This is a genomic window from Amycolatopsis sp. NPDC101161 (assembly GCF_044768185.1).
In the GTDB taxonomy this organism is placed as follows: Bacteria; Actinomycetota; Actinomycetes; order Mycobacteriales; family Pseudonocardiaceae; genus Amycolatopsis.
Genome location: NZ_JBIWPI010000007.1, coordinates 236,840 through 259,743, shown reverse-complemented (window position 1 = coordinate 259,743; position 22,904 = coordinate 236,840). Strand labels below are relative to the sequence as shown.

The 22,904-nt window shown below is 71.1% G+C and carries 17 protein-coding genes; 5 read left to right on the top strand and 12 right to left on the bottom strand.

Annotated features, from left to right (window positions below; all coding sequences use genetic code 11):
• Positions 1-131: 131 nt before the first annotated feature.
• From ACIRSS_RS43955 to ACIRSS_RS43940, 4 genes are read right to left on the bottom strand one after another with little or no spacing between them, the layout of a single operon-like run.
• Entirely contained in the window at positions 132-3,152 is a 3,021-nt protein-coding gene (locus tag ACIRSS_RS43955) for a glycosyl hydrolase 115 family protein (RefSeq protein WP_400906511.1), read from the bottom strand.
• Positions 3,153-3,167: 15 nt separating this feature from the next.
• On the bottom strand, positions 3,168-3,992 hold the full coding sequence (locus ACIRSS_RS43950; protein ID WP_400906508.1) for a carbohydrate ABC transporter permease: 825 nt from the start codon (positions 3,990-3,992) through the stop codon (positions 3,168-3,170).
• Complete coding sequence (locus tag ACIRSS_RS43945; protein WP_400906505.1) at positions 3,992-4,963, bottom strand: carbohydrate ABC transporter permease; 972 nt, start codon at positions 4,961-4,963, stop codon at positions 3,992-3,994. Before ACIRSS_RS43945 ends, ACIRSS_RS43950 begins: the two co-directional genes overlap by 1 nt.
• The gene (locus ACIRSS_RS43940; protein WP_400906502.1) at positions 4,960-6,255 is read right to left on the bottom strand and encodes an extracellular solute-binding protein; all 1,296 of its coding nucleotides are present in this window, start codon (positions 6,253-6,255) and stop codon (positions 4,960-4,962) included. The genes ACIRSS_RS43945 and ACIRSS_RS43940 overlap by 4 nt, the downstream gene beginning before the upstream one ends.
• 133 nt (positions 6,256-6,388) lie before the next feature.
• Here ACIRSS_RS43940 and ACIRSS_RS43935 point away from each other — a divergent pair, with 133 nt between their 5' ends.
• The 4 genes from ACIRSS_RS43935 (at position 6,389) to ACIRSS_RS43920 (ending at position 11,922) form a co-directional block, all read left to right on the top strand.
• Positions 6,389-7,399 (top strand): LacI family DNA-binding transcriptional regulator, encoded by a 1,011-nt coding sequence (locus ACIRSS_RS43935; RefSeq protein WP_400906499.1) that lies wholly within the window; start codon positions 6,389-6,391, stop codon positions 7,397-7,399.
• A 95-nt stretch (positions 7,400-7,494) separates the two neighbouring features.
• The gene (locus tag ACIRSS_RS43930; protein ID WP_400906497.1) at positions 7,495-9,792 is read left to right on the top strand and encodes a beta-glucosidase; all 2,298 of its coding nucleotides are present in this window, start codon (positions 7,495-7,497) and stop codon (positions 9,790-9,792) included.
• Positions 9,789-11,006, top strand: coding sequence for an SGNH/GDSL hydrolase family protein (locus ACIRSS_RS43925; protein ID WP_400906495.1), 1,218 nt, complete (start codon positions 9,789-9,791; stop codon positions 11,004-11,006). The genes ACIRSS_RS43930 and ACIRSS_RS43925 overlap by 4 nt, the downstream gene beginning before the upstream one ends.
• Before the next feature lie 238 nt (positions 11,007-11,244).
• Entirely contained in the window at positions 11,245-11,922 is a 678-nt protein-coding gene (locus ACIRSS_RS43920; protein WP_400906492.1) for an Asp23/Gls24 family envelope stress response protein, read from the top strand.
• Between the two features lie 38 nt (positions 11,923-11,960).
• Here the strand turns inward: ACIRSS_RS43920 and ACIRSS_RS43915 are convergent, their stop codons facing one another.
• From ACIRSS_RS43915 to ACIRSS_RS43895, 5 genes are all read right to left on the bottom strand, one after another.
• Positions 11,961-12,524 (bottom strand): dihydrofolate reductase family protein, encoded by a 564-nt coding sequence (locus ACIRSS_RS43915; protein WP_400906491.1) that lies wholly within the window; start codon positions 12,522-12,524, stop codon positions 11,961-11,963.
• 72 nt (positions 12,525-12,596) lie between these two features.
• Positions 12,597-15,671: an ATP-binding protein gene (locus ACIRSS_RS43910; RefSeq protein WP_400906488.1), complete on the bottom strand. Its 3,075-nt coding sequence runs from the start codon at positions 15,669-15,671 to the stop codon at positions 12,597-12,599.
• The gene (locus tag ACIRSS_RS43905) at positions 15,671-16,327 is read right to left on the bottom strand and encodes a hypothetical protein (protein ID WP_400906485.1); all 657 of its coding nucleotides are present in this window, start codon (positions 16,325-16,327) and stop codon (positions 15,671-15,673) included. Before ACIRSS_RS43905 ends, ACIRSS_RS43910 begins: the two co-directional genes overlap by 1 nt.
• Positions 16,324-17,958, bottom strand: a complete 1,635-nt coding sequence (locus ACIRSS_RS43900) for a CATRA system-associated protein (RefSeq protein WP_400906482.1) — start codon at positions 17,956-17,958, stop codon at positions 16,324-16,326. The genes ACIRSS_RS43905 and ACIRSS_RS43900 overlap by 4 nt, the downstream gene beginning before the upstream one ends.
• Positions 17,959-17,961: 3 nt before the next feature.
• Positions 17,962-18,528: a toll/interleukin-1 receptor domain-containing protein gene (locus ACIRSS_RS43895; RefSeq protein WP_400906479.1), complete on the bottom strand. Its 567-nt coding sequence runs from the start codon at positions 18,526-18,528 to the stop codon at positions 17,962-17,964.
• Between the two features lie 259 nt (positions 18,529-18,787).
• Here ACIRSS_RS43895 and ACIRSS_RS43890 point away from each other — a divergent pair, with 259 nt between their 5' ends.
• A complete protein-coding gene (locus ACIRSS_RS43890; protein WP_400906476.1) occupies positions 18,788-19,759 on the top strand; it encodes an SEFIR domain-containing protein in 972 nt (323 codons plus the stop codon).
• Here ACIRSS_RS43890 and ACIRSS_RS43885 read toward each other — a convergent pair.
• The 3 genes from ACIRSS_RS43885 to ptsP all read right to left on the bottom strand — a co-directional run bounded on the left by ACIRSS_RS43885 (position 19,756) and on the right by ptsP (position 22,871).
• Entirely contained in the window at positions 19,756-20,799 is a 1,044-nt protein-coding gene (locus tag ACIRSS_RS43885; protein WP_400906473.1) for a zinc-binding dehydrogenase, read from the bottom strand. The genes ACIRSS_RS43890 and ACIRSS_RS43885 overlap by 4 nt on opposite strands.
• Positions 20,800-20,893: 94 nt before the next feature.
• A complete protein-coding gene (locus ACIRSS_RS43880; protein WP_400906470.1) occupies positions 20,894-21,304 on the bottom strand; it encodes a cupin domain-containing protein in 411 nt (136 codons plus the stop codon).
• Positions 21,305-21,308: 4 nt separating this feature from the next.
• Positions 21,309-22,871, bottom strand: coding sequence for a phosphoenolpyruvate--protein phosphotransferase (ptsP, locus tag ACIRSS_RS43875; RefSeq protein ID WP_400906468.1), 1,563 nt, complete (start codon positions 22,869-22,871; stop codon positions 21,309-21,311).
• Positions 22,872-22,904: the final 33 nt, after the last annotated feature.

Sequence of the window (22,904 nt, the reverse complement as noted above, 5' to 3'; positions counted from 1 at the left end):
CCCACCGGTAGAGTGGAAAACGGGGGGCGCCCCCGGCGGGCCTTCGAGCCTGCCCAGCCCCGAGCGGCGCTGGCTCGCCCCGCGAACTCCGGGACCGGCCCCGCACACTCGGGCCACCCCGGCCGCCCCGCTCATCCCGGCCACCGCAGGCTTTCCGGCGGCCCGAGGTAGCTCGGCCGCAGGCCGCCGGTGTCGATCACCAGCTTGCGGACCACCACCGCCGGGTCCACCATCCACACCTTCAGCACGTGCGGACCCGCCGCACCCACCTCGTGCCGGGTCGACGTCAGGTTCACGTTGTCCGACGTCGTCCGCTCCCACTGGCGGTTCATGGTCATGTCGTCCGCGCCCGTGGCCTTCGTGATGTTCACGAGCTGCGGTTCGGCGTCGTCGAACGAGACCGCGTAGCGCAGACCGTCCCCCGGCAACACGTTGCTGCGCGGCGAAAGGTACGCCCACACCGTCACCGGCCCCGCCGTCACCAGCGTCATCCGATACTCCAGCCGCGGCCCCGCCCCCGCCGTCCGGCTCGCCGCCGTGACCGGGAACGGAGTCATCCCCAGGTCCGCGACCGCCCGCCACGCGACCGGCCCGGCGGCGACGTTCGCGCTGCAGTGCGCGGCCTCCATCGACACGTACCCGCCCGCCTCGACGAACCCGCGCCGCCACGGCGCCGGCAGGTCCACGTGCCGCACGACCGCGTCGACCACCACCGACTGCCCCGCGCCCGAGACCGTGATCGGCACCGTCGTGGTGCCCTTCGGCGCCCGGCTCCAGTCGATCCGCACGGTCATCCGCAGCTCCTCCTCCACCCGGCCGCCGCGCGGCTCGACCCGGACCCATGGCGCCCCGGCGACGGAGACATCGCACCGGAACGGCGTCCGCCCGCGGTTGAAGACGTCGATGTACTGCGCCGGCGCGCTCTGGAACGGGCTGAACTCCGGCAGCACCGGACGGCCCGCGGCGCCCGGCCACGCCTCGGCGGCCCCGTCGACGGCGACGCCGAGCGACGCGGCCGTGGGCAGGTCGAGCCGCCGCACCGCCGGGAAGATGACGTCCGGCAGCGCGACGTTGTTCAGCTCCGGCTGCTGCCACGGCGCGTTCGGGCCGTAGCGGGCGACGTCGCCGTAGTCGACGTGCGGCTGGGTCTGGAACCCCTTCCACTTGCCGCCCGCGATGCCGGTGTTGTACTTCTCCGCGAGCGCGAGGTCGTCGGCGAAGCGGGCCTCGGTGACGGCGGCCAGGCCGTTCGCCGACGCGCGGCCCTGCGCCGCGTACAGCAGGTTCGTGAACTCGGCGCGCCGCAACGCGTAGAGGTTCGCCGTCGCCGTGACCTCGTAGCCCACCAGTTCGTAGAACGCGTCCCGGTGGGGAGCCGGTACCCGCGCGGAGATCCGGGCCGTGCGCGCCGCGAGGTCCTGCCATTCCTCGGTGACGCGGTCCAGCTCGCGGTAGTCGACCAGGCTGAACGGCGTCATCTGGTCGTCATAGGTGATCACCCCGGCACTGTCCACCGTGATCCGCCGGTTCAGCAGCTCCGGCTTGCGACGCGACTGCAGCCGCCCGTAGTCGTGCAGCACCGACGCGATGTCCGACGCCAAAGCGGAACCGAAGTTCTCCGCGGCGAACGAACGCTCCCATGTGGACAGGCGTTCGACCGGAAGGGACCCCGGATCCCACGCGTAGTCGAGGAAGAACTGCAACGGCAGCTCGTTGCCCTTCATGTCGCCGACGTTGGCGACCCACAGCCGGTCGTTCCCGTAGGAGGTGGCCTGGTGCAGCTGCTCCCACGTGTTCGCCAGCAGCGCGGTGTCGACCCACTTGTAGTTGCGGCCGCCGCCGACGTAGTCGAAGTGGTAGTACAGCCCGTACCCGCCGGGGTGCGGCGGCAGCGAGAGGTCCGGGTGCTTGCGGATGTTGCCCCAGTTGTCGTCGGTGAACACGACGATGACGTCGTCGGGCGGCCGCAGCCCCTGGGCCCAGTACCGCTGGACCTCCTTGTACAGCGTCCACACCTGCGGGACGTCGGTGCTCAGCTCGCGCGCCAGGATGTCCCGCTCCGCCGCGATGATCTCCCGCATCAGCTCGATGCCGTCGCCGTCGGGCAGGCTGACGTCGCCGTTGCCGCGCATGCCGAGCGTGACGACGCCTTCGAAGCCCTCACGGGCCATCCGGCGGATGCCATCGGTCCAGTAGGCCTTGATGGCGTCGCCGTTGCGGCGGAAGCTCCACTCCCCCGTGCCGCCGTACGGGTCGTGGCCCGGCGTCACGATCGTCCCCGACGAGTCGCGGACCGCGGGGACCGCGTGCCGGTTCCACTCCTCGATGCCGCGCATCATCGGCGCCTCGTGCGAGGTGCCCATCACGACGCCGTACTCCTTGGCCGTGGCGTGGTTGAGCGGGTCGTCCTCGGCGAACGCGCGGCCCCAGACCGCCGGCCACAGGTAGTTGGCCCGCAGCCGCAGCATCGTCTCGAAGACCTTGGCGAAGAAGAGGTGGTTGAAGCCGTTCGGGAAGCCCGGCGCCTTTCCCGGCCCGAAGAACGCCGGCGCCCAAGTGCCGAGCGCCGGGTTCTCGTCGTTGATGAAGAACCCGCGGTACTTCACGTGCGGCGTCCCGAGGCTGAACCGCTCCCCCGGCAAGTGCAGCTCCGGCGTCCGGGCGGGCGGGACGTCGGCCCACCAGTACCACGGCGAGACGCCGATGCGCCGGGAGATCTCGTAGACGCCGTAGATGACGCCCCGCTGGTCGCTGCCGGTGAGCACGAGCCGGCCGTCGACCACCTGGCTCAGCGACGTCTCCCGCTTCCCGGCGATCCCCCGGACGTCCAGACGGCCGGCGGCGACCAGCGAGTCGACCAGGGGGCTGTGGCCGAGGGTGCCCACGAGCACGACCGGCCCGTCCGCGGGAGCGACGTCGAACGCGACCGCGGGCCGGACGCCCGTGACGCGTTCGACGTCGGCGGCGAGGTCCCCCACGACTCGCCGCACCCCCGGCTCGTCCCCGGAGCTCACGACGATCGTCGCGGCCTTTCCCCGCGACACCAACGGAAACCCGGCTCCCGCTTCGGCCAGCCCGGGCAGGACCGCCGAGCCGGCCCCGGCCAGCGCGAGCAACTGCAAGAAGGCACGACGGTGGACCTCGGACGGCACGGGAGACCTCCTGAGTCAGCCCTTCACGGATCCGGTCAGCCCACCGACGATGCGCCGTTCGGCGAGCACGAAGAACGCGAGTGCCGGGATCATCGACAGCGCGGTGAACGCGAGCACCCGGGCGGTGTCCTGCGAGTACTGGGACTGGAACGTCGCGACGCCGAGCGGGAGCGTGAAGTGCGCGGAGTCGTTGAACACGAGCAGGGGCAGCAGGTAGGCGTTCCAGCTGGTGACGAAGGCGAGCACGGCGACGGTGGTCAGCGCGGGCGTCGACAGCGGCAGCAGGATCCGCCAGAAGAACCCCAGCCGGCTCGCGCCGTCGAGCACCGCGGCGTCTTCGAGCTCGCCGGGGATGGCGTGCATGAACGGGCGGAGGATCACGATCGTCACCGGCAGCGAGAATGCCGCCTCCGGGATCGCCACGCCCCAGAAGCTCTCCAGCATGCCCAGCTGGCGCAGCCACAGGTACAGCGGCAGCGTCGCCACGGTCAGCGGGAACAGCAGGCCGAGGGTGAACAGCGTGTACAGGCCCTCGCGGCCCTTGAACTGGTACCGCGACAGCGCGTACCCGGCCATCGAGCCCAGCCCGACCGCGACCCCGGTCGCGATCACGGCGACCAGCGCGCTGTTGCCGAGGAACGTCCAGAACGCGCTCGAGCCGAGGACCGAGGCGTAGTTGTCCGTGATCCACGGGCCGGGCAGCCCGGCCGGGTCGTTGTTGATCTGGGCGTTGCTGCGGAACCCGCCGAGCACGACGAACAGCAGCGGCACGACGGTCACCCCGAGCACGACGATCGCCGCGAGGTAGCCCACCGACAGGCCCAACCGGCGTGACCGCATCAGCCCACCATCCTCGTCAGCGCGCCCTGGGTGTCGCGGCGGAGCGCGAACCGCTGGTACAGCAGGGCGAACACGAAGCAGATGACGAACAGGATCACCGCCACCGCGGAGCCGAACCCGAATTCGTAGCGCTTGAAGCCGTGGTCGACCAGGTAGGTCGCCATCGTCGTCGACGCGTTCGCCGGGCCGCCCAGCGTCATGATCCACACGACGTCGAACAGCTGGAGCGAGCCGATCACCGACAGGAAGATCCAGATCCGGATGGTCGGCCCGAGCAGCGGCAGCACGACGTGCCTGGTCGTCTGCCAGGCCGACGCGCCGTCGAGCGCGGCGGCTTCGCGCAGCTCGGCCGGCACGCCTTGCAGACCGGCCAGCAGCAGGATGATCCCGAAGCCGATGTACTTCCAGGTGATCACCGCGAACAGCGTGTAGAGCACGATGCCCGGGTCGGCCAGCCAGTTGTGGATCAGGCCGCCGAGCCCGGCGCCCTTGAGCACCTGGTCGGCGAACCCGTTGGGCTGCAGCATCAGCACCCAGATCACCGCGGTGATCGCCTCGGAAAGCACGTACGGCGCGAACACCAGCGCGCGCAGCACCGCCCGGCCCTTCAGCTTCCGGTTGAGCAGCATCGCCAGCCCGATCGACAGCGGCAGCTGCACCACGATCGACAGTCCCGCGATGATCAGGTTGTGCACGATGGCGCTCTGGAACACCGACCCGCTGAAGGCGTCGGCGTAGTTGTCGAAGCCGATGAAGTCGTCGAGCGGGCCGAAGCCGTTCCACTTGAACAGGCTGTAGAACGCGGCGATCCCGATCGGCACCAGGACGAACCCCGCGAACAGCAGCAGGGCGGGCCCGAGCAGGAGCGCCAGCTCGAGCCGTTTGCGCAGGCTCGGACGTTTCTTCCGGGCGCGGACCGCCGGTGCGGACGGCTGCCGCGCCGTCCGCACCGGGGTCGTCGCCGTGGTCACTTGTTGCCCGCCGCGGCCTGGTTGACGGCGGTCACGATGCCTTCGGGGGTGCCCTGGCCGGCGAACATGTTGGCCACCGCGTCGTTCAGCGCGGCGCCGACCGCGGTCGGGAACGCCCGGTCGAAGTACATCTGCAGGTACGGCGACTTCGTGCCGTAGTCGTAGACGGCCCGCAGCGTGTCGGTCTTCAGCGACTTCGCGGCCACGGTGTTGACGGGCAGGCCGGCCCCCTGCGCGGCGAGCTGCGTCTGCACCGGCTCGCTTCCCAGGTACTGCAGGAAGTCCGCGCACGCCTTCGACGCGCGGGTGGTGCAGGCGAAACCGTCGCCGCCGCCGAGCACGGCCGCCGGGTCGCCCTGCCCGCCCGCCACGGACGGGAACGGGAACCAGCCGACCTTCGAGTCCAGCTGCTTGTCCTCGGTCAGCGCCGACATCGTGCCGGGTTCCCAGTCGCCCTGCAGTTCCATCGCGGCCTTGCCGTTGGCGACGAGGCCGGCGGAGCTGCCCGCGCCCTGCTGGGCCGGCGTGCCGGCGAACCCGGTCTGGAAGGGCTGCGTGGCCAGGAAGCTCTTCAGGTCCTGCCCGGCCTTGGTCCAGCACGGGTCTTCGAGCTTGACCGCCTTCACCGACTGCTTGAGCACGTCGACCGAGCATTCGCGGATGGCGAAGTAGTTGAAGTAGAAGGCATCCGGCCAGCGGTCCTTGCCGCCGACGGAGATCGGCGCGATGTTCTTGGCCTTCAGCTGCGTGACGGCGGCGTTCAGCTCGTCCATCGTCTTCGGCGGGGTGGTGATCCCGGCCTGCTGGAAGAGGTCCTTGCGGTACCAGAAGCCGACGAAGTGCTGTTCGAACGGCACGCCGTACTGCTTGCCGTCGACCTGCCAGTTCTCCCCGAACTTGCCGGTGGTCTGGGTGATCCACGACTTCGTGGCGTCGGTGATGTCGGCGACCTTGCCCGAGGTGATCTGCGAGGCCAGGTCACCGGCGCCCCAGGACTGGTAGACGTCCGGCGGCTCGGCGCCCTGCAGCGCGAGCGGGACCTTGGTGGGGAAGTCCTCGTTCTGCAGCGGCTGAGCCTTGATCGTGACGTCGGGGTGCGCTTGGTGGTAGTCGGTGACGACCTTCTCCCAGATCGACTTGATCGGGTCGGTCGTGCCGTTGTGCCACCAGGTGAGGGTGACCGGACCGCTCGGCTGCGCGGGCGTTTCGGTCCCGCCGCTGCACGCCGAAAGCGCGAGCGGGACGACGGCCGCCAGGGCGGCGAGAACGGGGATCCGGCGTTTGACAGACATCGTGGGTCCACTCCTGACGACTTCGGCCGAGTTGGACGGGGCGCGACTGCGCCCGGGTTGGCGAAGAGTCTGCTCCCGGGTAAATCGGATGTCAATCGTTGTCGATAACGTTTTCCATGGTTAGTCTGAGCCGATGCAGCCCAGTTCCAGGGTGACCATCCGTGACGTCGCGGCCCGGGCCGGCGTCTCGGTGGCCACGGTGTCCAAAGTGATCAACGAGCGCTACGGCGTCTCCGCCGCGACGCTCGCGAAGGTCCGCGCGGTGATCGAAGAACTCGGCTACGAGGCGAGCCTCGTGGCGCAGAGCCTGAGAAACCACCGGACCAACGTGATCGGGATCCTGGTCGCCGACCTCGAACCGTTCTCCACCGAGCTGCTGAAGGGGGCCGCGGACGCCATCCGCGGCAGCGGGTTCGAGCTCGTCGTCTACTCCGCGGGCGGGCGCACCGGTGACCCGCAGGGCTGGGAAAAGCGGTACCTGTCCCGGCTTTCCGGCACCCTCGTCGACGGTGCCGTGCTGGTGACGCCGGCGGTTTCGCTCGAGGCCGTCCCCGGCACGCCGGTCGTCGCGGTCGACCCGCACACCGGGCCGTCGCACCTGCCCACGATCGACTCCGACAACCTGCGCGGCGCGCAGCTGGCCACCGAGCACCTCCTGGACCTGGGCCACCGGCGGATCGCGTTCCTCTCCGGCCGGCCGGACCTCGAATCGGCGTCGCTGCGCAAGGCGGGTTACCTGCGTGCCCTGGAAGCCGCGGGCGTGCCGGCCGACGAGAGCCTGATCCGGATCGGCGCGTACGACCCGGAGGTCTCCGCAGCCTCGGCTCACGACCTGCTCACCGGCCCGGACCGGCCGACCGCGGTGTTCGCCGCCAACGACATCTCCGCCATCGCGACCGTCGGCGCGGCCCGCGAGCTGGGTCTTTCGGTGCCCGACGACCTGTCCGTGGTCGGCTTCGACAACGTCCCCGAGTCCGCGCTCTGCAGCCCGCCACTGACCACAGTGGACCAGCCGATCCGCGAGATGGGCCACCGGGCGATCAGCATGCTCATCGCGCTGATCAACGGCGACGAGGTCGGGCGCACGCACGTCACCCTCGACACCGGCCTGGTGGTGCGCAGCTCGACCCGCGCCCTCCCCTGATCTCCTCTCCCTCTGTGACATCCGGAGCTTCGCCCCGGCACGGGGGCTCCGCCACCCGGACCCCCGAAAGCTCCTTGACGAAGGGCGGAAAAGCCTTGACCACGCAGCCCACCACGGCAGCCGAGCCGTGGCGTGACCCCGCGGCCGACCCCGCCGAGCGGGTCCGCGCCCTCATGGCGCGGATGACCCTGCGCGAAAAGCTCGCTCAGCTCTACGGGATCTGGGTGGGCATCGACTCCGCCGGCGAGGTCGCACCGCACCAGCACGACTTCGACGACCCGGCGGTCGACTTCGACGAGCTCGTCCCCCACGGCATCGGCCAGCTGACCCGCGTCTTCGGGACCCGGCCGGTCGACCCGGTGATCGGCGCGCGCAGCCTCGCGCGCACCCAGCGGCAGATCACCTCCGCCGGCCGGTTCGGCATCCCCGCCGTCGTGCACGAGGAATGCCTGACCGGACTGGCCGCGTGGCAGGCGACGATCTACCCGGCCCCACTGTCGTGGGGCGCGACCTTCGACCCGGACCTGGTGCGCCGGATGGCCGCGCGCATCGGGGCGACGATGCGCGGGCTCGGCGTGCACCAGGGACTGGCACCGGTCCTCGACGTCGCCCGCGACCTGCGCTGGGGGCGGGTCGAAGAGACCATCGGCGAAGACCCGTACCTGGTCGGCGCGATCGGCAGCGCGTACGTCGCCGGGCTCGAGTCGGCCGGCGTGATCGCCACGCTCAAGCACTTCGTCGGCTACTCGGCTTCGCGCGCCGGGCGCAACCTCGCCCCGGTTTCGGCCGGGCCGCGGGAGGTCGCGGACGTCCTGCTCCCGCCGTTCGAGCTGGCGCTGCGCGCCGGCGCCAGGTCGGTGATGAGCGCCTACAACGACACCGACGGCGTGCCGGCCGCCGCCGACACGACGCTGCTGACGGGCCTGCTGCGGGACACCTACGGTTTCACCGGCACGGTCGTCGCCGACTACTTCGGCGTGGCGTTCCTGCACCGGCTGCACGGCGTCGCGGCCGACCGGGCCGACGCGGCCGGGCAGGCGCTGACCGCCGGGATCGACGTGGAACTGCCCACCATGGACTGCTACGGCGAGCCGCTGCTCGCCGCGGTGGAAGGGGGCGCGGTCGACGCCGCCGCCGTCGACCGCGCCCTCGAGCGCGTGCTGCGCCAGAAGTGCGAGCTCGGGCTGCTCGACGCGGACTGGGTGCCCGAGGTGCCCGAGGAGATCGATCTCGACGACGCCGCGTCGCGGTCGATCGCCCGCGAGGTGGCCGAGAAGTCCATCGTGCTGCTGCACAACGACGGGACGCTGCCGCTCTCCCCCGGCGCGTCGATCGCCGTGGTGGGGCCCCGTGCCGACGCGCCCGGCGCGATGCTCGGCTGCTACTCCTTCCCGCTGCACGTCGGCGTCCACCACCCGGACGTCCCGTTCGGCGTTTCGGTGCCGACGGTCGTCGAGGCGCTGCAGGAGTCTTTCGAGGTCACCTACGCACTGGGCTGCCCCGTGACCGGTGGTGACGACGACGGGATCGCCCAGGCCGTGGCGGCGTGCGCTTCCGCGTCCGTGTGCGTGGCGGTGCTGGGCGACCTGGCCGGGTTGTTCGGCGGCGGGACGTCCGGCGAGGGCTGTGACGCGGCCGATCTGCGGCTGCCGGGCCGCCAGGAGGAGCTCCTGGAAGCCTTGCTCGCCACGGGGAAGCCGGTCGTGGTGGTGCTGCTGTCGGGACGGCCGTACGAGCTTTCGCGGCAGATCGACCGGCTGGCCGCGGTCGTCTGCGGGTTCTACCCCGGCGAGGAAGGCGGCCCGGCGCTGGCCGGTGTCCTCAGTGGACGGATCAACCCGTCCGGGCGGCTGCCGGTGAGCTTCCCGGCGGCCGGCGCGAGCCAGCCGTCGACGTACCTCGCCGCTCCGCTCGCTCGCCGCAGCGAGGTGAGCACGGTCGACCCCACGGCGTTGTTCCCGTTCGGGCACGGGCTTTCCTACACGCCGGTGACCTGGACCGACGTGAGCGCGACGGGCTCGCTGTGGCCGACCGACGGCGTGTGCCGGGTGCGGGTGACCCTGCGCAACGACCACGCGCGGACAGCGTCCGAAGTGGTCCAGGTGTACCTGCACGACCCGGTCGCGGAGGTCGCCCGGCCCGAGCGCCAGCTGATCGCGGCCCGCCGGGTCGCGGTCGAGCCGGGGGCGACGGTGGTGGTGGACATCGGGCTGCACGCGGACCTGACGTCCTACACCGGCCGGGCGGGCCGTCGCCTGGTCGAGCCGGGCGACGTCGAGCTGCGGGTGGGGACGTCGAGCGACCGGATCGTCGCGACCCTGCACTGCACGCTGACCGGCTCCCGGCGGCACGTGGGCGTCGAGCGGGTGATGACGCCGGAGTTCGGGTCGTGAAGCGCACGGCGGCGGTCCTCTGCCTCGCGGTCCTGACCGCGCTGTTCGTGGGGGCGTCGGGCCATCCGCCGGCGTCGCACTGGGTGGCGACCTGGACGTCGATGCCGCAGCTGACCGAGCCGTCGAACATGCCGCCGGCGCCGTTCACGGGGACCGACCGGGTGCTGGACAACGCTTCCCTGCGCCAGACGGCGCACGTTTCCGTCGGCGGTCCGCGGATCCGGCTGCGGTTTTCGAACGCCTTCGGCGGTGCTGCCCTGCCGCTCACCGCGGTTTCGGTGGCCCGGCCGGTTTCCGGCGCCGCCGGGGTGTCCGCGGTGGTTCCGGGCAGCGTCGTCCCGGTGACGTTCCACGGCAAGCCGTCCACGACGGTGCCAGTGGGCGCGCAGGTGGTGTCCGATCCGCTGCCGTTCCCGGTGCGCCCGTTCGAGAACATCACGGTGACGACGTACCTGGCGCACGGCCAGGCGTCGCTGTCGATCACTTCGCACCCGGGCTCGCGCACGACGTCCTACTTGATGGCGGGCGACCAGGTGGCCGCGCTCGATCTCCCGGGCGCGACGCCGGTCGACCACTGGTACTTCCTGAGCGGCGTCGAGGTGCTGTCCCCGGCGTCGGCGGTGGCGGTGATCGGCGACTCGCTGTCGGACGGCCGCGGCTCGACGACCAACGGCAACGACCGCTGGCCGGATGTGCTGGCTTCGCGGGTCCCGGCCGCCGTCGTGAACCAGGCCGCGGGCGGCAACCGCGTACTGCAGGACGGCCTGGGCCCGAACGTCCTGGCCCGGCTGGACCGCGACCTGCTGGCGACGAGCGGCGTGTCGTGGGTGATCGTCTTCGAGGGCGTCAACGACATCGGCACGGCGACCCCTTCCGCCGCAGCCTCCACGGCCGCGGACCTGATCGACGCCTACGACCAGATCCTGACGCGCGCCCACGCGGCGGGGATCCAGGTGTACGGCGCGACATTGACGCCGTTCGGCGGCAACACGGGCTACGACTCGCCGGAACGAGAAGCGGCACGGAGCACGGTGAACGCGTGGATCCGCGGCCATTTCGACGCGGTCCTGGACTTCGACCGAGTGGCCCGTGACCCAGCGGCGCCGACCCGCCTGCTGCCCGCCTACGACGTCGGTGACCACCTGCACCTGAACCCGGCGGGCTACCGGGCCCTCGGTTCCAGCATTCCGCTCGGTCTATTCCGGACGGGGTGAAGGAATTGTCCAGGATGGTGAAAGTGGACAATTCCTGGACGCCATTCCCGGGCCGCGATCACGGACCGGCGAACCCGGCCTGACGCTGGGTGATCAGTGGTCCAGTCAACGGGTATCCGTTGGGACACAAGCGAGTCTCGAAGCTCGGGTCCGGTGACGTGGATCACGAGCGTGCCCCTATCATGTCGCCGTCTGCTCGTCCCCCATCCGCAGTCGACGATCCCGAAAAGGGGAAATCATGTCCGACGTCATCAACAGCATCTTCGGTCGCGCCCAGAACGAAACGCCCAGTTCAGAGAGCTACGAGTACGGCACCACCGCCACGGACACCGTGGACGCGGTGGAGACCGTGGACGCCGACGCGGCGGAACCCTCCGAGCCGGCCGAGGTCGAGGACACCGCCGAGGTCTCGGTCGAGGACGACGCCGCGGAAGCCGAGGATGACGAGGAAGCTGTCTCCGAAGAGGACAGCGCCGAGGAGACCGAAGAAGCCGCGGAGTCCGAGCAGGACACCGAGGAAGCGGTTTCGGACGAGGCCGAAGCGCCGGTCGTCGTCGAGGAAGAAGCGGAGGCGCCGGTCGCCGTCGCCGAGGAGACCGAAGAAGCCGCGCGGCCCGCGGCGGGCAGCCGCGGCAGCACGACGGTGGCCGACGGCGTGGTCAGCAAGATCGTCATCCGGGTCGCCCGCGCGGCCGAGGGTGTGCACGAACTCGACGAGGCGGGCACGTCGGTCGAGGTGGACGGCGAGGTCGCGACGATCGCCGTCACCCTTGTCGTCGAGTTCGGCCGCGCGGTCAAGACCCTCGCGGAGCAGATCCGCGTCCAGGTGATCGAAGCGGTCGAGGAGTACCTCGGCCTCGAGGTCGCGACGGTGGACGTCCACGTGGCCGACATCCACTTCCCCGAAGCCGGCTGATCTCCTGTCCGGTCCCGGGGTTGCGCCCCCGGGACCGGTCAGCGGCGCACGGTGTAGCGCAGGTGGAGGACGTCGCGATCGGTGAGCTGCCGCACGAGTTCCAGCTCGACCGGCGAACCCTCCCCGAACAACCGGCGGCCGCCACCGAGCAGGACCGGGACGACGTGCAGCTCGATCTCGTCCAGGAGTCCCGCCTTCAGCAACGCCTGCGCGGCACCGGCGCCGTGCACCAGGACGGCGCGGCCACCCGCCGCCGAGCGCGCTTCTTCCGCGCACGCCACCACATCCGTGTAGAACCGCGCGCTCCCGGGCGGCGTGTCGGACGGGTCGACGTGGTGGGTCAGGACGTGGATCGGGACACCGTCGTGGTGGTCGCCACCCCAGCGGCCGGCCAGTTCGAACGTCCGCCGCCCGGAGATCACCGCCCCGGTAGCCGTAGCCTCGGCCACGACCTGCGCGCTCGGCCCGTCGCCGTGCCGGTCGTCCAGCCAGTCGAACAACCGGAACCCCCCACGCCCCATCTCCTGCCCCGGCCGGTCATCCGGCCCGGCAACGAAACCATCGAGCGAGGTGGTCATGTAGAGCCTGATCGGTCCGGTCATCGCGGACTCCCTCCTGAAGTGGGCTACACCGGTACGTCGAACGACGTGCGGCCGGATCGACAGGCTCGGCGGCTACTCCCGCTCGTCGCGTGCCCGGGCGATGACCTCCTCCAGCCTCAGGGGACTCGCCGGGTGGTGGGACAGGCACAGTGGGGTCGCCACCTGGCGGAACCCGAACGCCTCCCCCGCCACGTAGAACTGCGCGCGTTCCAACCGGGAGATGTCCGCGACCGGGCTCCCCTTCGCCCGCGCCAGTTCGTTCGCCGCCGCGATCTGGGCCGGGCTGTTGAGGCGGCCGAAGAACTGCGTCATCGCGTTGCCGACCACCTGGTTGTGCAGGCCCTTCGGTGCCTGGGTGGCGAACAGCAGGCCCAGACCGTACTTGCGCGCCTGCGACGCCAGGACGATCGTGCTGCGCGTGCTCGCCGTCAGGCTGCCCGACGAGGCCATCGTCTGAGCTTCGTCCATCACGAACAGCGCGCCCAGTGGCCGGTCGCCCGCCGGGTTGCGCTTGATCCAGGCGAACAGCTCCATCTGCAGCTGGTTGACGAAGTTCTGCCGCTGCTCCTCTGCCTGCAGCCCGACGAAGCTGATCACCGACACGCGCGCCCTCTTGCCGGGCGCCGGGGTGAGCAGCGCGCCCGGGTCCACCGGCTCGCCGCCGCCCGCGAAGAGCGGGTCGTTGACCATCGCCGCCTTCAGCACCTCGGCCAGGCCGGCCGCGATGCGCGGGGCGTCGTTGAGGTTGCTGACGTCCTCGGGCAGCTCGGTCAGCAGCTCGATCAGCTCCGGCAGGCTGCGCGACCCGGTCCGCGCGTGCCGGACCACTGCCTGCCGCAGCACGGCGAGCCCGATGTTCGTCTTGGCGGTGCTGCCGGTCAGCCGGGCTTGCGGTGCGAGCGTCGCGACGGCCACCTCGACGGCGGCGGCGAACTCGTCGGAGTCGTCGAGAACGCCGGCGAAGTCCGGCAGCGGCTGGAAGGCGAGCGGCCGCCCGGTGGCCCGCCCGGGCGTCCAGACGACGACGTCGGTCTCGGCGAGGTACCGCTTCGCCAGCTGGGCGTCCTCGGACCCCCACGCGTCGGGCGGGGTGGGCCAGGCGTCGCCAAGACGGGCGAGGTCGTTGTTCGGATCGAGGACGATCGCGGAGACCCCCAGCAGGGCGCACTCCTCCACGATCCGCCGCAGCAGCACGGTTTTCCCGGAACCGGACCCGGCGAAGACGGCGGCGTGCTTGCGAAGGGCGGAGAGCTCGATCCGGACGGGCTCCCCGGACCCGACGACGGTCCCGAGGGTGATCTCCCCGTCGGCCGGCGGCGGGTGGGTCTCCTCGGCGAGCTGCCCCGACGGCTTCTCCGGCAGGACGGCGGACAGCAGTTCGGACCGGCTGGCCGGGCGGCGGTCGATCAGCCACTCGTGGAGCTCGCGGCCACCGTTGCCGAGCATCTTCTGCAACGCCCAGAAGGTCTTCACGTCGGCGTCGGAGAGGCGGATCGTCTTCCCGCCCGCGGCCGTGAACTTCGCGACCTCTTCCCGGGTCTTGGCGCCGCGGCCCCAAGCCTCCCGCAGGATCACGAGGTGCCGGTTGTCGGCTCCCTGCAGCTGCCCCGCCGCGGACCGGGCCTTCCGGAACCGGCTCAGCGCCGCCCGGGGGTCGCGGGCGGCGATCACCCGGAACACCCAGTGCTCCTGGAGATCCGCTTTCTCCTCGAGAGTCCGAGTGAGCCAGGCGTGCACTTCGCTCCGGCCGTTCTGGCGTTCGCACGACCACTCCATGTCGTCGTCGCCGACTTCCGTGACCCAGCACCGCAGCGCCGCGGAGAGCAGGTCGGGCATGACCTTGTCCACGGTCTTCTCGGCGAGCAGCGCGCCCGGGTCCGCTCCCCCTCGCAGGGTTTCGAACTCCGCGTCGAGTTCGGCGAACCGGTCGTTCTCCACCGCGGTGCGCGCGGCGACGACCGGCACCTGCACCTTCTCGTCGAAGGAAGTCAGCTCGCGGACCTGGCCGGCGCGCAGGCAGACGTCGATGTGCGCACCGATGCGCTTCAACAGCTCGCGCGGCGTCCACTGGTCCCAAGGACCCTCGAACGCCTCGGGCGCGACGGGCCACGTGGGGTACGAAGGCGTGAAGTCCAGGGACTCGTAGACCACCCCGAGCCGCTTCTCCACCAGCGCCCGGCCGATGCGCGCGTCGGTGATCCGGCCGAGCGTCACCGACTCGCGGAAGCGGTCGGGTACCGTGCCGGCCGCCTTCGTCTTGATCTGCTCCCAGGTGCTGGGCAAGCAGGCCAGGACGGTGAGCGTCTTGTGGGTGACCTCCCGCAGGCCCATGAGCCCGTCGGCGATCCGCGCGACGAGCAGGTCCTCTTCGGCGCTGTCCCCGGTCGCCTCGGTGCGCTTCATCGACCGGGCGACGAGGGTGTCGAGCTGGTCCACGGCGATGACGACCGGCCCGGTCAGCGCGAGCAGGCGGGTGATCTCCTGCACGAGGACGCGGGCGGGTTTCGGCCGCGAATAGATGTTCCACGTCCGGGCTTCGGACGTGAGCTCGGCGTCCCCGTCCAGGTAGTCCTCGCCGATGTACTTGACGCCCCGGTCCCGGCTGGCGATGAGCACCAGGGCGCGGGCGGTGTCCCCGCACTCGTCGCCGACCATCTCGTTGAGCGACGACACGCCGTCGACGAACGCCTCGACGTCGTCCGCGGTCACTCCACGTCCGCGCCGGATCCTCGCCTCGACTTCGGCGTCCACGTGGGCTCGCAGGCAGACGCGCAGCAGGAAGCTCTTCAGCTGTGAGTCACCCGAGTCGTCCGGGCGGGTCAGCCCGCGGCGCAGTGCCTCGGCCGTGTTCTCCCAGAACGCCTCGGCCGCGGTGACGTCGTCGAGGAAGAAGTAGCCCCTCGACATGTGCACCTGGCGCCGGACGAGACCCAGGAGGTGGGTCTTGCCGACCCCTTTCAGCCCGCGCAGGACCAGCCCGATCGGACTGGGACCGCCACTGGCGGCGGCCTCCCGGATACCGGTGTCGAGCGCGGCCAGCGCGTCGGCGTGCAACCCGTCCACGTGGTACGGCGAGTCCCGCCAGACGTGGTCCGGCGTGTCCGCCCAGTCGAAGCTGAGCGTCGCCAGTGCCTTCAGCTCGTCCATCACAACGCCTCGATCGAGAGCAGATGGTTGTCCTCACCGCCGATGCGGATCGCCGCCTCGCGGTCGGCGGGGGTGAGCACCTTGCGGTTGTCCTCCGGCACGAGGTGCGCCTTGCCCGTGCGGCTCAGTTCCTTCAGGACGGCATCGACCTCGCTCGCGGGCGCGCCGAGCTTGGGCCGCAGATCCACCAGCGCTACCCAGCCACGCGGTTCCCGCACGAGTTCGGAGTAGGCGACGCGAATCCGGGTCTCGAGGTCGCCCTCGGGCGCGGGCGGGGCGTCGACCGGGGTTTCGACCGCGGGCCCGAAAACCTCGAACAGCCGCTTGTCCTCCCGCCGGAGGTACTCGTTCAGGCCACCGAGCAGGACGTACAACGCCGAGGCCAGCGGGCTCTGCCCTCGTTGCGGGGGCGGGCCGCTCTCCGACAGCTCCTTCTCGCACCACGCCCAGCCGTCGTCGCTCAGCTGGTGCACGTAGCTGCGCCGCGGTCCGGTGCGGTCGCTCAGGATGTACCCGAGGTCTTTCAAGCCGGTGCGTTCGGGGCCGGTGAGGGTGAACCCGACGACTTCCTCCAGTTCCTGGTTGGGCACCTCCCGGCCCAGCACCATCAGCGTGAACATCGCCGCGATCTGCTTGTGCGCCAAGCGGTCGGTCATCCGAGATCCTTCCGGTGGTTCGGTTTCGCCGTGGTCTGGGCGCGGACGTCGAGCGTCCGCAGGAGCCAGTCGATCGACTGGCGGACTCCCGGGGGTGCCGCGTGCCGGTCGTCGCCGTTCGGAGCGCGGGGTTTGACCGCCACCGCCAGGTCCGCCGCGAGGTCGCGAGCGCGGCCGCCGTCCCCGGCCCCGACGGCCGTCTGCAGCGCGGTCACCAGCTCGTCGACGAGTTCCCACCGCGACGGGCGCAGCCGGGCCGTGCGGGCCTGGCCGAGCAGCGTCACCAGGTCCACGTCGTCGTCCGCGTCGACCAGCGACGTGACGCCCTTCAGCTGGCCGACCAGGTCGCGGGCCACCTCGTCCGGACCGCGTGAGCCACCGAGGCGCAGGTATCGGAGGTTGCCGACGTAACCCGGCAGCGCGGCCGCGTCGGTGCCCGTGGTGAGCACCGGGATCACGCGGCGGTCCTGACCCAGCGTGCGGTGCAGGAACAGCTCGACCTCCGCGGACTGCCAGCGGCTCACCTTGCCGTCGACCAGCAGGCACAGGTGCCGCGCGTCGTCTTCGGCTCGCGCGAGCAGGGACCGGTCGCCGGAAAGCGACCTCACCACCCGGATGCCCTCCTTCTTCAGGGCGGAGACCAGCTCGTTGGCCGTGCCGACCAAGGAACGCGGGATGCTGACGCGCAACTCGTGCTTGAACTCCCGCCGGCTCGTGCGCACGGCGGCGACGTACGCGTCGCGGTTCTCCGCGAGCAGATCCGTGCGGTCGAGCCGGCAGGCGATCACCGCCGCGACCGTCTCGAGGGCGAACCCGATCTGGTCGGCGCTCGGTGTCTGTTCCGAAAGCACCGGCAGCTGCTCGCCGAAACTCCAGTACGACACGTACGGCAGGGTGAGGTGGCGGGCCATGGTCGCCGGCTCGACGGTCTGGTCCAGCCAGGTCCGGTACAGCTCGGCCGTCTCCTCGACGACGATGCCGCGCCAGGTCTCCGACCGGTCGTACTCCTCCCGGTTGTCGAACCGCGACAGCACGGGCAGGACGGTCAGCCGCGAGCGGTCGAAGGGCAGCAGGTTGCGCGCCGCGTCCGCGCGCCGGGCCGCGTCCACGGCACCGAGGATGCTCTGCCGGTTGGCCGTGAACAGCAGAACGAGGTGGTCGGGAAGGTGCGCCGTGCAGATCCCGCCGATGTCGGAGATCCCGGTGCGGCTGTCGACGAGGACGAAGTCGTAGCGCGCGATCCACTGCTCGCGGCACTTCTCGAGGTATTCGCCGAACCCGTCTTCGTACAGGCGGTCCCAGTCGATCTCCTGCACCTGACCGACGTATCCCGACTCCTCGCGACCCGCGGCGAGGAAGTCGAGGACACCGACGTCCCTCAGCCGCTGGACGTGCGCCTCCGGCTCGAACCGGCCCTGCCGGAAATCGTCGACCAGGTCGACCACGCCGCCGCTCGGCCGCGCGGGCAGCCGCGGCCGGAAGTAGTCGCCGAGGCCCGGCGCCTCAAGGTCCCAGTCCAGGCACAGGACGCGGTGGCCCCACCGGGCGAGCAGCACGGCGATGTTGGCCAGCGTGAAGCTCCGGCCGACCCCGCCCTTGTAGGAGTAGAAGGTGAAGATCGTTCCCGGCATCGGTCAGAACCTCGGCCTTCGTGCCCGCGTCGACGGTTCGGGGTCCGGGGTGCGCAGCGGCCAGTCGTCCCGCCACTCGGGCGCTCGTTCGATGAGCTCCTCCAGCTCCGCGGCGATCTGCTTGATCTGCTGGTTGAAGTCGAGGTAGGCCGGCGCGGTCTGGAAGTGCTCGAACGGGTGGTTCCACTGCTGCAAGTCGCGCGGCCGCCGGGCGTGGGCCCAGTGGGGGAAGTGCTGCGAGTCGCAGAAGATCACCGGGTAGATCAGGGACCGCCCGGCGCCCAGCGCCTCGCGGTCCGCCATCGAATACCACTCGGCCAGGCACAGCTCGTCCCGGAAGTACTTCGGCGAGAACACCGGCACGAGCACGCGGGAACGCAGCAACGCCGAACTCAGTTCGTCCGGCCAGCTCTCCCCGGTGCGCACCTGGTCGTCGAAGAAAATCTTGACGTCCTCGTAGAGGTTGTTGTCGAGCACTTCGGCCAGGCGCGGGTGAAAATGGTGGCGAATCCACTCGGATATGTCGCTCGCACCGCGCCGGTAGCTGATGAAGACGTCGTACTCGTACACGCGTGCCGACGCTCCTCACCGCTCCCCCACCAGGCGAATGTCATCCTAGATCCGCTACGCGCCGACGAAGAAGGCGCGAAACCTGACAAATTCAGGACAATAACTGGCCACCCCTCAAGTGCCACCGGAGAATGCATCTTGACAAATCTTCCCGGCGCGGATAGATGACACCAAAGCGGATCGCCATGCCGCGAAGCGCTTGCGGAATACCGATCTCCCGGATCGGTGAATCACCGACCGATCCCGAGGGGGAAAACCGATGTCCGACCGTGAAGCGCCCCGGGTGTTCTTCAGCTACTCGCACGACACCGAGGACCACAAGGACCAGGTCCGGCGGTTCGCGACCTTGCTGCGCAGCCGGATCGGCCTCGAGGTCGTGCTCGACCAGTGGGACGACAACCACCGCATCGACTGGTCGCTGTGGGCCACCCGGAACATCAAGGCGGCGGACTTCGTCGTCGCTGTGGCCTCTCCCCTCTACCGGGCGCGCGCCGACGGTGACGCGCCGCCGGACGAAGGACGCGGCGCCCAGTTCGAATCCGCCTTGCTCCGCAACAAGGTGACCCAGGACATCGAGGACGGCACCCGGCGGATCCTCCCGGTCGTGCTGCCCGGCGGGTCGATCGACCACATCCCGGCGTTCCTCAACCCCTACTCGATGACGCGGTACGAGATCGGGGAGATCAGCGACGAAGGCGTCGCCGACCTGCTCGCCGCGATCACCGGCCGGGGAAAGCACCCGATACCCCCGCGCGGCCGGTGGCTCGGCGGATCGTCGGAGGCGCAGCCGATCCTCGCGAGCGATCTCCCCTGGACCTGCGCCAGCCAAGGGATCCGCCGTGGCGCGGCGTCGATCGGCGACGTGCGGTACGAGCACAGCATCGTCCTGCGGCCGGCCGCGACCGCGACCTCCGGGACCGGGTTCGTCGAACTCGACCTCGGCGGCCATTACCGGCGGTTTTCCACCGTGGCCGGGGTGCTCGACGAAGCGGCCGACCGGTTCCAGGTCGGCCGCGTCCGCGTGCTCCTCGACGGCAGGCCGCGATCCGAGCACGACGTGGCCGTCGGGAAGCCGGCCGCGATCGATCTCGACGTCACCGGTGCCCTGAAGCTCCGGCTCGAGATGTCGCGGCCGGGCGTCTCCGCGTCCCCGTTCGGGTCCGCGGCCGTCGTCGTCAGCCGGCGGGGCCGGCCGCCCGAGCTCGGGCTCGGCGATCCCACCGTCACCTAAGGCGTGATGACCACCTTCAGCGCCGAGTTCGCCGCCGCGTTGCCGAACACCTCGTACGCCTCCTCCATCTGCGCGAAGGTGAACCGGTGGGTGCCCATGCGCTCGGCCGGGATGCGGCCCGAGGCCACCATCTTCAGCAGCGTGGGGATCGACACCGTGTCCACCAGTCCCATCGTCAGCGTGAGGTTCTGGATCCACATCTCCTGCATCGGCAGCTCGACCGGGACGCCGTGGACGCCGATGTTCGCGATGCGGCCGCCGGGCCGGACCAGGGACGCCGCCGTGCGGAGCGTCTCCGGGTAGCCGACCGCTTCGATCGCGACGTCCACGCCCAGGCCGTCGGTCAGCGACCGGACGTCCTCGAGCACGCCCGGACCCGCTTCGAACGCGTCCGTCGCGCCGAACTCCAGGGCTTTCTCCAGCCGGAACTTGTTGGAGTCCACCGCGATCACCTTCGCCGCGCCCCACAGTCCCGTGGTCAGGATCGCCGCGAGGCCGACCGCGCCGGCGCCGACCACCGCCACCGCGTCGCCCGGGCGGACGCGGCCGGCCAGCACGCCGACCTCGTAGCCCGTCGGCAGCGAGTCCGCCAGGAAGATCGCCTGCTCGTCGGTGACCTCCGGCGGCACCGCGTACAACGACGTGTCCGCAAAGGGAACCCGCACGAGCTCGGCCTGCGTGCCGTCGATGAGGTGCCCGAAGATCCAGCCGATCCCGCCGACCGTCTGGCAGTGCGACGGCATCCCGCGCCCGCAGTACTCGCAGCGCCCGCACTGGGTGATCGCCGGCACCAGCACCCGGTCCCCCACCGCGAACGCGCGGACGGCGTCCCCGACGGCGGTCACCGTGCCGACCGCTTCGTGCCCGAGGATCCGGCCGTCGGTGACCGCGGCGACGTCGCCCTGCAGGATGTGCAGGTCGGTGCCGCAGATGGTGGTCGTGTCGACCCGCACGACGACGTCGGTCGGCTCTTCGACGACGGCGTCCGGGACGTCTTCCCAAGCCTTCGCGCCCGGACCGTGGTAGACCAGCGCCTTCATCGTCGCCTCCGTCGGCCGCCCGGCTCGCGTGGCCGGGCCCGGCCGCTTTCGACGCTAGGACCGCGGAAGCCGCCCGGCTGTCGCAATTTGAGATTCAGGCGTTGCGGGCCATGAACGTCCGGGCGTCACCTTCGGCGGGGTCGACGAAGACGATGTCGTCCGGACGCCGCCGCGGGACGTCGATCGCCAGCACCACGAGGGGTTCGGCGGTGATCCGGGGGAAACCGTGGACCTTCCGGCGTTCGAAGCAGAGGAACATCCCCGGCCGCGCCTCGAACTCCTCGCCGTCCAGGTGGAACGTGCCGCCGCCGCTGAGCAGGTAGAGGTGTTCGTCGCAACCCTCGTGGTAGTGGAGCGGAACTTCGCGGTAGATCCGGAAGATCCGCGCGCTGGCCGCGGGCTTGTCGACGAAGTACTTGTCCACCAGCATCGTCGTGGCGGTCGAGGGCAGGGCCGCGGCCTCGGCGAGGACGTCGAACACGCTCCGGCTGTTGTCGCTTTCCATGCCCTCAAGCTAACGCGCGGCACCCGGCGAGATCCACCTCGCGCAGGGCCGCCCCGACACCGGCCAGCGCCACCGCGTTCATCGACAACGACGTCACGCCCAGCCCGACCAGAACGCCCGCCAACGACGGATCCGCCGCCGCCTCGCCGCAGACGCCCACCGGCTTTCCCGCCGCCGCTCCCGCCGAAGCCACCATCTCCACCAACCGCAGCAACGCCGGCTGGTGCGGGTCGTTCAGCGCGGCCACCGCGCCGAGCTGGCGGTCGGCCGCGAAGACGTACTGGGACAGGTCGTTCGTGCCCAGGGACACGAAGTCGACTTCCGCGAGGATCGAAGCCGCGCACAACGCCGCCGCCGGGATCTCGATCATCACGCCCACCCGGGGAACCCCGGCCGCCCGGGCACGCGAGGCGAACCACGCCGCCTCGGAAACCGTCGCCACCATGGGGGCCATCACCGACAGCTCGACTCCCGCGTCGCCGGCCGCCGACACGATCGCCGACAGCTGGCGGTCCAGCAGGTCCGGCCGGTCGAACGCGACGCGCAGGCCGCGCACGCCCAGCGCCGGGTTCGGTTCCGCACCCATGTCCAGGAACGCGAGCGGTTTGTCCGAACCGGCATCCAGGGTCCGGACGACGACCGGTTTGCCGGCGAACGGCTCCAGCACCGCGGCGTAGGACGCCCGCTGCGAGGACTCCGTCGGCTCGGCGTTCGCCGACAGGTAGCAGAATTCCGTGCGGAACAGGCCGATCCCCTCGGCGCCGGCCGCGGCGGCCGCGCGGGCGTCGGCGGGTGACCCCACGTTCGCCAGCAGCTTCACGCGGTGGCCGTCGGCGAGCCGCCCGACGCCGTCCCAGGACGCACGCGCGGCGCGAGCCGGTGCCGAAACGACGCCGTCGGACGGCGAGACCGTGCCCGCGGAACCGTCGACCACGAGGCCGGGTCCGGCCAGGTCGAGGACGCCCGCGCACGCGACGACCGCCGGGATACCGAGCGCCCGCGCCAGGATCGCCGTGTGGCTCGTCGGGCCGCCTTCCTCCGTCACCAGCGCGAGGACGAGGTCCGGGTCGAGGCCGGCGGTGTCGGCCGGCGCGAGGTCGCGCGCCACCAAGACGCTCGGCGACGTCAGCTCCGGGACACCCGGCGGCGCCGACCCCAGCAGCCGGGCGATGATCCGGTCGCGGACATCGGCGACGTCCGCGGCGCGTTCGGCCATGTAGCCACCGGCCGCGCGCAACGCGGTGATGAAGTCCCCCGCCGCTTCCCAGACCGCGCGCGGCGCCGGCAGCGACCGGGTGCGGACGAGCTCCGAGGCGGACGCGACCAAGGCCGGGTCCGCGGCCATCGCCGCCGTCGTCTCGAGGACCGACCGGGCATCTCCGGACACGGAACGGGCACGATCGGACAGCGAAGCCGCGACCGCTTCCGCCGCCGGCCCGATCCTGCCCGCTTCCGCCGAAAGATCGTCCGGAGCCGGCGAAGAAGCGGGTTCTCGCAGGTCAGCGACCACGACTACGCGCGGACCGGCGACCCGGCCGGGGCTGACTCCGACTCCGGACAACTGCATGGCGGGACCTCCGGGAGCAAAGGATCTCGTAAC

Bases quoted from the DNA above. Each gene is read 5' to 3' on its own strand.
- ACIRSS_RS43950 (WP_400906508.1), bottom strand. From the start codon at position 3,992: ATGCGGTCACGCCGGTTGGGCCTGTCGGTGGGCTACCTCGCGGCGATC.
- ACIRSS_RS43940 (WP_400906502.1), bottom strand. From the start codon at position 6,255: ATGTCTGTCAAACGCCGGATCCCCGTTCTCGCCGCCCTGGCGGCCGTC.
- ACIRSS_RS43935 (WP_400906499.1), top strand. From the start codon at position 6,389: ATGCAGCCCAGTTCCAGGGTGACCATCCGTGACGTCGCGGCCCGGGCC.
- ACIRSS_RS43920 (WP_400906492.1), top strand. From the start codon at position 11,245: ATGTCCGACGTCATCAACAGCATCTTCGGTCGCGCCCAGAACGAAACG.
- ACIRSS_RS43915 (WP_400906491.1), bottom strand. From the start codon at position 12,524: ATGACCGGACCGATCAGGCTCTACATGACCACCTCGCTCGATGGTTTC.
- ACIRSS_RS43910 (WP_400906488.1), bottom strand. From the start codon at position 15,671: ATGGACGAGCTGAAGGCACTGGCGACGCTCAGCTTCGACTGGGCGGAC.
- ACIRSS_RS43905 (WP_400906485.1), bottom strand. From the start codon at position 16,327: ATGACCGACCGCTTGGCGCACAAGCAGATCGCGGCGATGTTCACGCTG.
- ACIRSS_RS43900 (WP_400906482.1), bottom strand. From the start codon at position 17,958: ATGCCGGGAACGATCTTCACCTTCTACTCCTACAAGGGCGGGGTCGGC.
- ACIRSS_RS43890 (WP_400906476.1), top strand. From the start codon at position 18,788: ATGTCCGACCGTGAAGCGCCCCGGGTGTTCTTCAGCTACTCGCACGAC.
- ACIRSS_RS43885 (WP_400906473.1), bottom strand. From the start codon at position 20,799: ATGAAGGCGCTGGTCTACCACGGTCCGGGCGCGAAGGCTTGGGAAGAC.
- ACIRSS_RS43880 (WP_400906470.1), bottom strand. From the start codon at position 21,304: ATGGAAAGCGACAACAGCCGGAGCGTGTTCGACGTCCTCGCCGAGGCC.
- ptsP (WP_400906468.1), bottom strand. From the start codon at position 22,871: ATGCAGTTGTCCGGAGTCGGAGTCAGCCCCGGCCGGGTCGCCGGTCCG.